Annotated in this window: 9 protein-coding genes and 2 rRNA genes (1 of these 11 cut by a window edge); 5 read left to right on the top strand and 6 right to left on the bottom strand. The window is 44.7% G+C overall.

Annotated elements, in window-relative coordinates:
- Nucleotides 1-934: ribosomal RNA gene (locus tag ACOCLE_RS20275) — 23S ribosomal RNA — on the top strand; it begins 1,957 nt to the left of the window's first position.
- Nucleotides 935-1,053: 119 nt separating this feature from the next.
- A 5S ribosomal RNA gene (gene rrf / locus ACOCLE_RS20270) occupies nucleotides 1,054-1,169 on the top strand.
- Nucleotides 1,170-1,252: 83 nt separating this feature from the next.
- Here the strand turns inward: rrf and ACOCLE_RS20265 are convergent.
- Nucleotides 1,253-1,615, bottom strand: a complete 363-nt coding sequence (locus tag ACOCLE_RS20265; RefSeq protein ID WP_066015054.1) for a phage holin family protein — start codon at nucleotides 1,613-1,615, stop codon at nucleotides 1,253-1,255.
- Between the two features lie 211 nt (nucleotides 1,616-1,826).
- Between ACOCLE_RS20265 and ACOCLE_RS20260 the strand changes: the two genes are divergently transcribed.
- Together ACOCLE_RS20260 and ACOCLE_RS20255 are read left to right on the top strand one after the other, a co-directional pair.
- Nucleotides 1,827-3,542 (top strand): amidohydrolase, encoded by a 1,716-nt coding sequence (locus ACOCLE_RS20260; RefSeq protein ID WP_419533992.1) that lies wholly within the window; start codon nucleotides 1,827-1,829, stop codon nucleotides 3,540-3,542.
- An 81-nt stretch (nucleotides 3,543-3,623) separates the two neighbouring features.
- Nucleotides 3,624-4,286 carry a DUF3313 domain-containing protein gene (locus ACOCLE_RS20255; RefSeq protein WP_419533991.1) on the top strand — a complete coding sequence of 221 codons (663 nt, stop codon included), beginning with the start codon at nucleotides 3,624-3,626 and terminating at the stop codon, nucleotides 4,284-4,286.
- A 10-nt stretch (nucleotides 4,287-4,296) separates the two neighbouring features.
- On the opposite strand, the gene ACOCLE_RS20250 is transcribed toward ACOCLE_RS20255, so the two are convergent.
- The 5 genes from ACOCLE_RS20250 to ACOCLE_RS20230 form a co-directional block, all read right to left on the bottom strand.
- Nucleotides 4,297-7,110, bottom strand: coding sequence for a response regulator (locus ACOCLE_RS20250; protein ID WP_419533990.1), 2,814 nt, complete (start codon nucleotides 7,108-7,110; stop codon nucleotides 4,297-4,299).
- 5 nt (nucleotides 7,111-7,115) lie between these two features.
- Nucleotides 7,116-7,649, bottom strand: a complete 534-nt coding sequence (locus ACOCLE_RS20245; RefSeq protein WP_419533989.1) for a YfiR family protein — start codon at nucleotides 7,647-7,649, stop codon at nucleotides 7,116-7,118.
- Nucleotides 7,650-7,670: 21 nt separating this feature from the next.
- On the bottom strand, nucleotides 7,671-9,818 hold the full coding sequence (locus tag ACOCLE_RS20240; RefSeq protein WP_419533988.1) for a TonB-dependent receptor plug domain-containing protein: 2,148 nt from the start codon (nucleotides 9,816-9,818) through the stop codon (nucleotides 7,671-7,673).
- A 172-nt stretch (nucleotides 9,819-9,990) separates the two neighbouring features.
- Nucleotides 9,991-11,385 carry a S8 family peptidase gene (locus ACOCLE_RS20235; protein WP_419533987.1) on the bottom strand — a complete coding sequence of 465 codons (1,395 nt, stop codon included), beginning with the start codon at nucleotides 11,383-11,385 and terminating at the stop codon, nucleotides 9,991-9,993.
- A 6-nt stretch (nucleotides 11,386-11,391) separates the two neighbouring features.
- Nucleotides 11,392-11,751, bottom strand: a complete 360-nt coding sequence (locus tag ACOCLE_RS20230) for a hypothetical protein (RefSeq protein WP_419533986.1) — start codon at nucleotides 11,749-11,751, stop codon at nucleotides 11,392-11,394.
- 241 nt (nucleotides 11,752-11,992) lie between these two features.
- On the opposite strand from ACOCLE_RS20230, the gene ACOCLE_RS20225 reads away from it, so the two are divergent.
- A complete protein-coding gene (locus ACOCLE_RS20225) occupies nucleotides 11,993-12,604 on the top strand; it encodes a VTT domain-containing protein (RefSeq protein WP_419533985.1) in 612 nt (203 codons plus the stop codon).
- Nucleotides 12,605-12,631 lie beyond the last annotated feature (27 nt).

Genomic DNA, 12,631 nt, shown 5'->3' with positions numbered 1-12,631 from the left:
TGGCGTAACGATGGCCACGCTGTCTCCACCCGAGACTCAGTGAAATTGAAATCGCTGTTAAGATGCAGCGTATCCGCGGCTAGACGGAAAGACCCCGTGAACCTTTACTACAGCTTCACAGTGGATCTTGATGTTGCTTGTGTAGGATAGGTGGGAGGCTTTGAAGCGTGAACGCCAGTTTGCGTGGAGCCATCCTTGAAATACCACCCTGGCAATATTGAGGTTCTAACCCAGGTCCTGAAACGGGATCGGGGACATTGTGTGGTGGGTAGTTTGACTGGGGCGGTCTCCTCCCAAAGAGTAACGGAGGAGCACGAAGGTTGGCTAAGTACGGTCGGACATCGTACGGTTAGTGTAATGGCACAAGCCAGCTTGACTGCGAGAGGTACATCTCGAGCAGGTACGAAAGTAGGTCATAGTGATCCGGTGGTTCTGAATGGAAGGGCCATCGCTCAACGGATAAAAGGTACTCCGGGGATAACAGGCTGATACCGCCCAAGAGTTCACATCGACGGCGGTGTTTGGCACCTCGATGTCGGCTCATCACATCCTGGGGCTGAAGCCGGTCCCAAGGGTATGGCTGTTCGCCATTTAAAGTGGTACGCGAGCTGGGTTTAGAACGTCGTGAGACAGTTCGGTCCCTATCTGCCGTGGACGTTGGAAGTTTGAGAAGAGCTGCTCCTAGTACGAGAGGACCGGAGTGGACGGACCACTGGTGTTCGGGTTGTGTCGCCAGACGCATTGCCCGGTAGCTATGTTCGGACGGGATAACCGCTGAAAGCATCTAAGCGGGAAGCCCCCTTCAAGATGAGACTTCCCTGGGTACTAGATACCCCTGAAGAGCCGTTAAAGACTATGACGTTGATAGGTTGGGTGTGTAAGCGCTGTGAGGCGTTGAGCTAACCAATACTAATGACTCGTGCGGCTTGACCATATAACGCCAAAGCGATCTGCAGATATGCAGAGCCATACGCAAGAGTGTTTAGCAAGAAACAGCTTAATTACCGGATTCCAGAACTGAGAGCCTTAAGGCTTTGAGTTCAACCAGTTAAGCCTGGCGACCATAGAAGGTTAGAACCACCTGATCCCATCCCGAACTCAGTAGTGAAATGACCGATCGCCGATGGTAGTGTGGGGCTTCCCCATGTGAGAGTAGGTCATCGCCAGGCACCACTATTTACCTTGGGCTCGCTCAAGGCTGCAAACCCCGATAGAGCAATCTGTCGGGGTTTTTGCTGTGGGTGGTAAAAAATTACAGGAAGGGAAATGAGATCACGGCAAACATTTTGAAGATGCCCATGATCAGGCTCATCAACATTGCCCAGCCAAAATTCTTGATCTCAAAGCCGTCAACCAGCTTGCTGGAGAAGACCAGGATCAGAGCATTAATAACCCAGGTAAATAATCCAAGAGTAAGAATCGTGATTGGTAGCGCTAATATCATCAGAATGGGTTTAACCAGAAGGTTTAAGCAGGTCAATACCAGGGCAACAATAAAGGCTATCGAATAATTTTCAATCTCCACTCCTGGAAGAAGACGGGCAGAGATAAAAATAATAAATCCATAAATCGCCAGAATAGCTATCTGTACCAGAAGAAATAAAAGTATATCCATCAAACTACCTTCAATGTTTTACAGCAATCACTGCATTGTAGGTCACTATGGTACAGGCAAATGAGTTCTGTCGATCCAGTGATCTCATAAACAGCTAAAGCGTACGGCAGTGTAAAATTATTGCTTTGCGTTTTAATCCCCTGCACACTGTGGCCAGCTCGCATTCTGTGATACGACAACTGCATAAATAATAAGAAAAAAAGGGGCTTATATGTTTGTCCTACGCCGAGTCTTACAGGCTTTTCTGGTCCTGCTCTTTTTAGTGGCCGCAGGCGGCTACTTTATCTGGTATCAGCTTAATCCCTCTCCTCCAGATCAACAGGTATTTCTGAATTCAACGGTACTGACAATGGATCAGGAGAACTCCACTGCAGAAGCGGTGCTGGTTGAACAGGGTATTATTATTGCTGTTGGCTCAGAAGAGGCTGTTCTAAGCCAGGCCTCACTAGAGGCAGAGCATATCGACCTGGCAGGAAAAACACTGCTACCTGGATTTATCGAAGCCCATGGTCACTTTCCTGGTAGCGGCTTAAGTGCTGTTGCAGCTGATTTGAACAGTCCCCCTATTGGCAGTACGTTGTCTATCAAGGATGCACTGAACGAATTGAAGGTAATGGGTGACGCAACCCCTGAAGGAGAATGGATCATCGGTTTTGGCTTCGACGATACCATGATTCTGGAGAAGCGCTTCCTGAGCAAAGAAGACCTTGATCAAGTCTCAACAGAGCACCCTGTCGCAGTACTTCATATTTCCGGGCATATGGTCATGATCAATACACTGGGCCTGGAAATCATGGGAATAACTCGTGACAGCAAGGACCCAACAGGTGGAGAGATTGTAAGAGACAGTAAGGGCAACGTTACTGGGTTACTGAAGGAAAAAGCGCAGGATCCTGTCGTTGCTGCAGCATTGAATCTGTCTTTGGTAAGAATCGCTGAAATGCTCCAGAAGAGCCAGCAGGAATATTTGGAAAAAGGGGTGACGACGGTTCAGAGTGGCCTTACCAATATCGATAAATGGAAACCTTTGGCGTTTGCCGCCAGGTTTGGTTTCTTTCCCCAGCGATTAGTTATATGGCCTGATATTTCGATGGCTGACAGTATTCTGGATGGAACCGTAAAAACAACAAACAATGAGAAATTGACCGTTGGTGCATTAAAGCTGGTATCCGATGGTTCCATTCAGGGATACACGGGGTTTTTAAAAGAACCTTATCATCAACAGGAGCCTGATCGAGATACCGATTATCGTGGGTATCCAACGATGACTCGGGAAAAACTGCAGGATATTGTTACCCGCTGGCATGCCAGTGGCCGGCAGCTGGCAATACATGCGAATGGTGATGCTGCCATTGATCTGGTGATTGACAGTGTTGCTGAAGCTCAGCAGCAATCCTTCCGAAGCGACCCACGGCATATTATTGTTCATGCCCAAATGATGACTGATGGACAGTTGAAAAAATCAGGGGCACTGGGCCTTACGCCAAGTTTCTTTCCTTCTCATATTTATTATTGGGGAGACCGGCACTTCAATATCTTTATGGGGGCAAAGCGTGCTGAACATATCAGTCCCATGAGGTCCGCCGAAGAACTCGACGTTCGATTTACGATGCATAACGACACACCGGTAGTTCCCATTGATCCAATGCTTCTTGTAGAAAATGCCGTTGAACGAAAAACGTCCAGTGGGAAAGAGCTGGGAGGGAGCCAGAAAATAAGTGTAGAGTCAGCGTTAAGGGCTCTGACTATTGATGCTGCCTGGCAGGTTTTTCAGGAGGGTAACCGGGGCTCAATTGAGCCTGGAAAGTTTGCTGATTTTGCCATTCTTGAAGAAAACCCTCTTACCGCGCCGGGTAACTTGCAGAATATTAAAGTTGCACAAACCTGGATTGGCGGAGTGAAATGGTTTGACCGTGACCAGCTGTAGTCAGAAAGACGTATTGCTGCTGTGTACCGGTCTATGTTTTCCTGTTCCGTACTAAAACAGAAGTGGATGTCAGGGGGATAGATGAGAGCATGGTTTGGCTTGCCAATGATTCTAATGGTGACGTTACTGGCAGGTTGTGCCAGCGGGCCAAAAGTTTCAGAGCAACACAGTGGCTTTCTTTCGGACTACTCAAGATTAAAACCGTTAGCGGCTCAAGAGAAGTCACAATTTTTGGGTTATCACGCCAGGCGCTGGAAAATGCGTCGCTATGAAAGCGTGATCATTGAGCCAGTAATTGTGCATATCAATGATGAAGTCCGTAAGAACTGGCAGGTTCAACCAGAGCGCTATCACCAGTTACAAGCTTACTTCACTGAAAGGCTGGCAGAACGCCTCAAGCTGAAATATACGATCACTGACCAGCCGGGGCCGGATACTCTGCGTTTGAGAGTAGCGATTACTGGCGGTGAGCTGGGTATGAAGGCACTGGAATTTTATCAGTTTTTGCCATGGGGGCTGGTCATTAACGGTGTTGGAGAGCTTGCAGGGGTGAGGGATAAACTTCTTAATATCATTGAAGAGGGAGAGCTGGTTGATAGCCTGACGGGAGAGCAGGTGGTTGCACTGGTGGGTGGTGTTCAATATGGTCCTGTTGATATGGGAGACTTTCGAAAAAGCTCGGCTGATGAGCTTAAACCGGTTATTGATGTATGGGTAGACTCCTTTTATGAGCACCTGCGCTAGGGGAATATCTTTAGGCCCCAGGATCTCTAAGAGCATTCATAGTTTCATCAAGCGTTGATTCCAGTGAAGAAATTAACGCTGATGCTTCTCCCAGCTTATTGGCCTGCCCTTCCTTCTCGATATCGGCAGCAATCATTGCCAGCTGTGTGGCTCCAAGATTGTTGCTGCTTGATTTCAGGGTATGGGCCGCTCTTACCAGTACCTCCAGGTCTGCATCTTTGGAGGAGGACCGGATATCGGCCATTAATTTAGGCGCGTCTTCTAAATAGCTGTTAATCAGTACCGGAAACTCTTCTTCCATCAGTTCTTTGAGAGAGTCGAAGATTGATTGATCGATTAATGGATACTCTGATTGGCTGGCTTTTTTCTCGGCCTCTTGCACTGTACGTAGATCCATGTCAGCAATTTCCTGTGGTGGGGTATCATGTATCAGCCAGTGCTCAAGCCTCTTTCTCAGGTTATCAATCTTGACCGGTTTGCTTAGATAATCATCCATCCCAGCAGCAAGGCATTTCTCCCGGTCCTCAGCCATTGCATTGGCTGTCATGGCAATTATGGGTATTTTGGGTAACTGTTGTTCCCTTTCCCGCTGTCTAATATGACCTGTAGCTTCATAGCCACTCATTTCTGGCATTTGACAGTCCATTAGAATCAGGTCATAGGCTTGGTTGCCAGTCATTTCAACGGCTTCACGACCATCTTCTGCGACATCAATATGTTGTAACCCAATTTTCTTGAGCATACTGATAGCTACTTTTTGATTTACTACATTGTCTTCTACCAGCAGTATCTGAATGTTCTCAGAGAACATGGTTGTTTCTGGTTCAATTTGATCTGATGCTCCTTCCTGGTGCTGTTTGGCATGGTGGTAATGCATAACCTGCATGGTTGTATCCAGCAACCTGGACTGTCTGAAGGGTTTACTCAGGCATGCAGAAATTCCCGCAGCTTGCTGCTCTTCTTGAGAAATAAAGCCGGTGGAGCTGAGCATTATTCTTCGAATGGACTTTAAGTCGAGATCTTGTTCAATGGCTTTAGAAAGCTCGAGACCGTCCATCTCAGGCATATCCATATCAAGAAAAATGAGCTCAAAGGGGTGGTTATTATTATGAGCTTTTCTCAACTGCTCAAGAGCATCCTTGACTGTTGAGGCTTCACTATGAAGTATTCCCCAGGCGGTCAGATAGTGACGAAGAATTTCCCGGTTGGTTTTATTATCATCAACCACCAGTGCTTTTATCCCATCAAGAACATGGAATACCTGAGATCTTTGGATGTGTTTGTTCTGAGAAATCTCCATGTCAAGCGTGAAGGTGAATGTAGAACCGAGTCCCTCAGCACTAACGACGGTAATGCTCCCCCCCATCAACTCAACCAACTGGCGGGAAATGGTAAGACCAAGCCCGGTACCTCCAAACTTTCTTGTGGTACTGCCATCAGCTTGAGTGAACTCATTAAATAACGTAGGAAGAATGTCTTCTGGAATACCAATACCGGTATCTTCTACTGAGAACTCGATTTGAGCAGATGTTTGAGATCGTTCAAAAAGATTAACTCTGACACTGACCTCTCCTTCTACTGTAAACTTGACAGCATTTCCGATCAGGTTGGTGAGCACTTGTCTTAGCCTTACTGAGTCACCTTTCAGTGTTCGTGGCAGGTCAACGTCGGTATAGCAACTCAGTTCTAATCCCTTTTCTCTGGCGGTGCCTGCCAATAGCGTGCAAACGTCTTCGACAATATCCCTGACACTGATATCTATATTTTCAATTGTCATCTTGCCAGCTTCAATTTTCGAGAAATCCAGAATATCGTTGATGATCTGTAATAGTGAGTCTGCAGAGGAGTATGCAGTATTAAGAAAGTCGCTTTGAGTTTTGTTTAGCGGTGTATCTTTCATTAAGTCCAACATGCCAAGAACGCCATTCATTGGCGTACGGATTTCATGACTCATATTGGCCAGAAAAGAGCTTTTTGCTTTTGCTGCATCCAGTGCAGCCTCTTTGGCTTCATTAAGCTGGGTAAGGTTTTCTTTTAAGTCCCGGTTGGCCATTTTTAATTCACTGGTTCTATTGGCTACCGTTGCTTCCAGAGTTTCACGATTCTGCTGAAGACGATCATCTCGCTCCTTAATCTGCATGAGCATGTCATTGAAGCAATCATAAAGCTGCCCAATTTCATCATTATCAAATTTTTGTACATGTCGGTCGTATTGCTGATATTCAGTGATTTCACTGATCGTATCCGCCAGTTCGGTAATGGGGCGAGCCAGAAGTTTCTGTAGTCTGGAACTCAGCATGGCAGCCAGCACGACAGAAATAAGAGCTGCAATCAGCACCAGAAATAGAATGTGGGTAAGGTGCAGGTAAAGTTCACTCAAGTTTGATTGGACATAAATGGCACCAATAAACTGACCATCCATATTTATGGGACGGTACAAGTGCAATTTGGCTTTGCTGAATAATGTAACGGGCTGGTTAAGTTCTTCTAGAGTAAATGCCCAGGGCTGCTTTTTTCCTCGATGATAGGCTGCAACCCTTTCACCAGAAGAGCTTAATAAATAGGCTGCCTCGATTTCATCTGTACTGGAAAAGCCATTAAGTAACTGTTCTGCCGATACTGTGTCCTCAAACATCAGGGCTGCCTGCGCATTGGCTCCAATAACCTCGACAAGCGTTTCTAGTTTACTGACCAGAAGGGTCCGGGAATGCATGTATTCACTGACAGTTTGTACGCTTAAGGTAACCAGTAAAACAGAATACGCCGTTAGTAGCATGGCGTATCGCAGTTTCTTTTTTATGGGCAGGTTCTTGAAGGTCACCATAATCGCTATTTGACAACCTTAGCCAGCCCCATCAATTGGGAATTAATTGAAAGGCCTGCATTTTTTGTTGCACTTTTGCTAATAGCGAACTGAATTCGGCTACCGATACGGAATAATCCGATAACACCACCTTGATAAGCAAAGCTCTCACTATCGCTTATGGTCAGCACTGATTTGTGTTTTAAATTATTTAATATCTTTGATATAGCGTTTGTCTTTGTGTTGTGGATATAAACAAGATCACATAATTTTTCCAAAGGTGCGCTTGGAGACTTATGAGTAACGGATATGCGCCGCCCCATGCTGAACTTGTGATTAATTTTCAATAGCTCACTATTAATTGCACCATTGCCAATGATACATAATGCCAATGTCTGCTTTTTTTCAGGCCATGTGATGAACTTGGTAAGCTTATAAACAATGGCTGCTTTTACTTTATCCGCTTTAGTAACTTCACTAGCATCTGACGTAATTGAACTCAAGCAACCCAGTAAAGTGATAGCAAGTATTGAGTACGTTCTTCTAATTATCATCGGCATGAAGTTATCTCCCCCATCCGATTAATGTTGCCAGCGCAACTGAAGGTACCATGACTCCTGTACCTCCGTTGCACCAAGACCGCTGAAAATTTCACTGAACTCAAGCCGCTGTTTGTCGAACAGATTCTTGCCTGTCAACGAAACCTCCAGATCTTTCCCAATTTTTTTGGCAACTCTGAAATCTAACGCAGTATATGCACCTACCTTGGCATTCTTCAGGTTATCCATATAGCGTACCCAGAAATCCAGATACCACTGATTGGGTAGATTCATGCTTGATCTAATGTTGGCTGTGCTGGAAGCACTCAATTCTTCAATTAACACTTCGTTCTCTTTATGGTATATATCGTTTTGGTAAGCCTTAGCATCAATTTGAAGTGCACTGAAATTAGTGTGCAGTTTCCACCAATCATTGACTTGCCAATCAAGCGCAAATTCAACACCATAAGCAGTTGCGCTTAGTCCATTAGTGAATGTTGTAGGGAATTCTAAAATAGCGTCAAATGGTGGAGCTTGGGTTGTACCTGAAATAACACACACATTAGTAGGTTGGCCATCAAGGCCAATGATGTTCTCTACTGTCGTATCATCATAACACTCACCTCTGTCAACATACGCGAGAATATCATCGTATTTATTGAGAAATGCGGTGACATCGAGGCGGAGACGATTATTGAACTGTTCACGATAACCTAGCTCAAACGCAGTCAGAGATTCGGAGTTTAAATTATTATTACCTGAGATGCTCATTAAATAGGGAGGATTTGAAACGAAATCCAACAATGGATCAAACATATCCTCAGTAAGAATATTTATGCCTCGGGTTGTCACTTCTGTTTCGCTAATTGAAGGTGTTTTTACAGCTCTTGATAATGATCCCCAAAACGTTCTGTTCTCCGCTGCTTTCCAGGTGACTTTTGCATTGGGTTGAATTTCATAGCCGGTGAAATCGTTGTGTTCAAACCGGGAGCTTAATGCAAGGCTCCATGTGGGTGATAAAGTGATATGGTCTTGAATGAAAGCGCTGTATAACTCATCCGTTCGGCTGGTCTGAGGCATGGTAATATTATTCATGTCACTCAGATTATACTTAGTCAACCGATAGCCTAATCCCCAGATAATGTCGTGATTGTCCCACGGCAATATATGGTGCTGGAACTCCAGATCACCAATATCGCGTTTCTCAGTCACACGGTAGTCGTAGTTTTCATAGCGGTCGTAGTAACCTCTAAGGGAAAAATTACTGCCATCGCTGTAATACTGCTTGTAGTTACCAATTAAATGCCCACCTTGTTGAGCTCTATTGAGGTTAACAATAGTGTCATCATCCTCTGTACCATAATAATTAAATATTTTTAATGGAGGTCTGGTTGTTCCATCATATACTTCGCCCTGTACTGAAGCTTCAGCCCCTGTTTCAGTTTGCCAGTCTGCCCTCAGACCTGCTCGGTTTATTTTCCAGTCATCATTGGCATCTGTGCCGTCAGAGTTGGCCAGCCCATCACGGGTGAATGTTTTAAAGAAAGCTCGATAATAGCCATCATCACTGATTTCACCGCCGTAACGATAGGCGGCAAAGGCTTTTTCTTCTGAGCCAAAACCAGTCGATAAAAGACCTCCCTGTGTATCAGCTGCATGCTTGGTAATGATATTGATCACACCATTTACGGCATTGGCACCCCAAAGTGCTGCACCAGGACCACGAATCACCTCAATACGGGCAATGTCTTCCAGCATGGTATCCTGAACATCCCAGTTGACGCCGGAAAATAATGGAGAATAAACCGTGCGCCCATCAATCAGCACCAGCAGTTTGTTTGCAAAAATATAGTTAAAGCCGCGGGTACTGATTGACCAGGTATTACCATTTAATCGGGCTACCTGCATTCCCGGTACCATTCTTAGTGCTTCGGGGATGGAAGTGACACCTGAACGCTGAATATCTTCATCGGTGATAACAAAGACGGCTGCGGGGGAATCCATTAGACGCTGCTTTCTTTTGGATACAGACGTAACATCTGGTACATCCAGGGATATTAGCTCTTCCAGGCTGAGATCCAGAAGCTCATCATCAGTCATGTCCAGATCAGAGTCAGCCTGAATATTCAGAGGAATGAATAGAGAGGAGAATATACCGGCCAGTAGCAGTGAATTGTTTGATTGTTTCAAGGTTCCACTCCATTGGATTTAATGAAGAGGGAAGCACTGCTAAATCATTCTCTCTTCATTCCAAATAATATGATCTTCTTATCTCTTCAGTTAGAGAAGTGTCATACCATTTACTGATCTTATTACTCTTAATTTAAAAACTAGCTGAATTTCAGCCACACGTTTAATATTTTTATTGAGTGTTTTGTACAGCCCTTAAAAATGACCCAGCATCAGCAATACCGGCCCCGCATCGAAATGTTGAGCAATTACTGTCGGATGCAAAAGGTCTGGCTGTTTCCTTTAATATTTTTTTACGTTCGGCAGGGGTTAAGTTAGGGTTAACCTCATAGCTCAAAGCGATTAGACCGGATATGTGCGGAGCTGCCATGCTCGTTCCCTGGAGTTCTTTGCGAGATTCCGCTAGTGGTGATTTGAGTCCTGAATTGTAGAGTGACAGGATTCCGTTGCCTGGAAAATGGGTTTCACCCCCTGGCGCCATGATGTCAATACCGGTGCCATAATTTGAATACCAGCTTCTATTTCCAGATCGATTAATAGCTCCAACCGTAATCACATTCTTGCAGTTTGCGGGAGTCGTTAATGCTACATTTCGCTGCTCGTTTCCCGCAGCAACCACGACGGTGACCCCTGCAGCAACAACTTCATCAATAGCATCCTGATAGGTTTGAGAGCAGACCAGTGAAGTTCCACCAAGACTCAAATTAATGACATTCGCTGGATTTGGGTTGATAGGAAGGCCATACACTGGCAAGCCAGCAGCCCATCTGATGCCATCAGCTATCCATGAGGTGTAGCCTCCACAGCGACCAAGAACTCTCACAATAAGTACCCTATCGTACCATGTAACACCTGATAAACCCTTGTTATCATTGGTATTGGCAGCAATTGTTCCTGCCACATGGGTACCATGCCAGCTGCTTTTACGAACATTGGCAGGAATGGGGTTACCAAAAGATTTACCACATGCCCCAGGTTGAAGAGAGTCTCCAGGGTCTCTTGGATCATTATCTACGCCATCACCATCATTAGCCATCCAAGGATCCGCAATCATGTCATAGCCAAACAAAACCCGGCTGCTAATTTCAGAGTGTTCAGTAATGCCGGTATCAAGAATGGCAATTACATTTTTTGAGCTTCCAACAGAGATGTCCCAGGCGGGTGGGAGGTTCATACCTGCTTTGAATTCAAAGTAATGCCATTGCTCGTTATAAAGAGGGTCATTAGGGACTTTCATGGTTTGCATTAAAAGGTCTGGTTCGGCGAATTCTACCTGGGGATCATCCTCTAGCCCTTCCGCAAGTACTTTCACGTCTTCAATGTCAAGGGTGGCACCAATTTCCAGCACTTCCTGTCTTTTACCTGCAGCAACCCCATACCCACCGTGGGTAACACCTTGTTTGATAAAGGCTAATGCTCTAGCTTCTGTAGGTTTTTCTTTGAAATGAACAATCACTTGATCTGTTCTTTGTAATAGAAGCCGGTAGTTATCCACTTCAGCCTGTAAAATGAATGCTGGAATGAAAAGTGTTGCTGCTAAAACAGTCCTTGTCAGCAGTAATTTCATCGGTGTTTACCTCAAGGGTATGGTTTCCATGCTTCTGTTTTGCAATGGAAGCATAGTGCTGTCGATTTCGACGTAGCGAATTTTTTTCAGTAATAATAGTTGATTAATAGTTTCTTCTAATTGTGAACTACCCGGTGGATTGATCTGAACCAAAATAGCAGAACTACCCAATGGTCTAACAAATGATATGGACTGATCATTTTTGTAATGTTTATTAATATATTCATAGGCTTCAGTAGCACCTCCTAGCCCATGATAGGATTCTGAGTGGAAGCCAATAATTAGTCTGGTGGCATTATTATCATCAATGGCTCTTGCTTGAATAGCAATGCTGAGGATTACAAGTAAAAATATTCTTAATGACATGTTAATCATTTTTTAGGTTTTTCTTTATTTAACTCATCTTATGGGTATTGATTAATTTAATTCTTAATGCCGCTTTTACTTAGATATGGTGTCCATATCACATGTTAATGTTGTTAGTTTGACATTGAACAGTCTGTCCAGTGATTTCGACTGTTGAATGCGGGCAGATAAGATTTGGAATTCACCTAAGAAAAAAGTATGGTTGAAGGATATAGAGGCTTCAAAGTATTTTGGATGATTGATGGCTGAGCTGATATTGGATGTCACTAAGCACCCTCTGATACTGGCAGGTTTGATTTTACTGTCAACTTATCTTCTGGAAGATGCTGCCATTATTTCGGCGGCATTGATCAGTCTTGATGGTTTTATCTCACCAGAACTGGCTTTTCTGGCACTTTTTATTGGTATTTTTACTGGGGATCTTGGTCTCTATGGACTGGGGCGACTTTTAGGGCGATGGGCGTGGTTAGACGAAAGAATACCCAGGGGTAAGATCAACAAGGCCGGCAAGTGGCTTAAACGGCGTGCTGTTTGGACGATTTTAGTCGTCCGCCTGGTGCCGGGTCTCAGGCTTCCCTCTTATGTTGCTTGTGGCTTCTTCCGCTATTCATTTTTTTCTTTTTCGGGTTGGGTCTTTCTGGCTTCTCTGGTCTGGACTGGTGTTATTTTTCTTGGGCTTTACTGGTTTGGTTCGATGTTCTGGAGCGAACTCTCTTCAGTAAAGTGGGGATTGCTGCCCTTTGTCATTATTGTCATCCTGTTATTACACCGAAAGTTCAAACCTTCCATCGAGAAGATGGATATGAATGGTGTAGAAGAAGAAACAGAACATATTGAGAAAAGCCAGTTTTGATATTGTGAGTAAATCAGCCCATGGAAG

It is taken from the genome of Endozoicomonas sp. (assembly GCF_965196975.1).
Taxonomy (GTDB): domain Bacteria; phylum Pseudomonadota; class Gammaproteobacteria; order Pseudomonadales; family Endozoicomonadaceae; genus Endozoicomonas.
The sequence above is the reverse complement of the archived record's forward strand: the minus strand, read 5'-3'. Positions and strand labels throughout refer to the sequence as shown.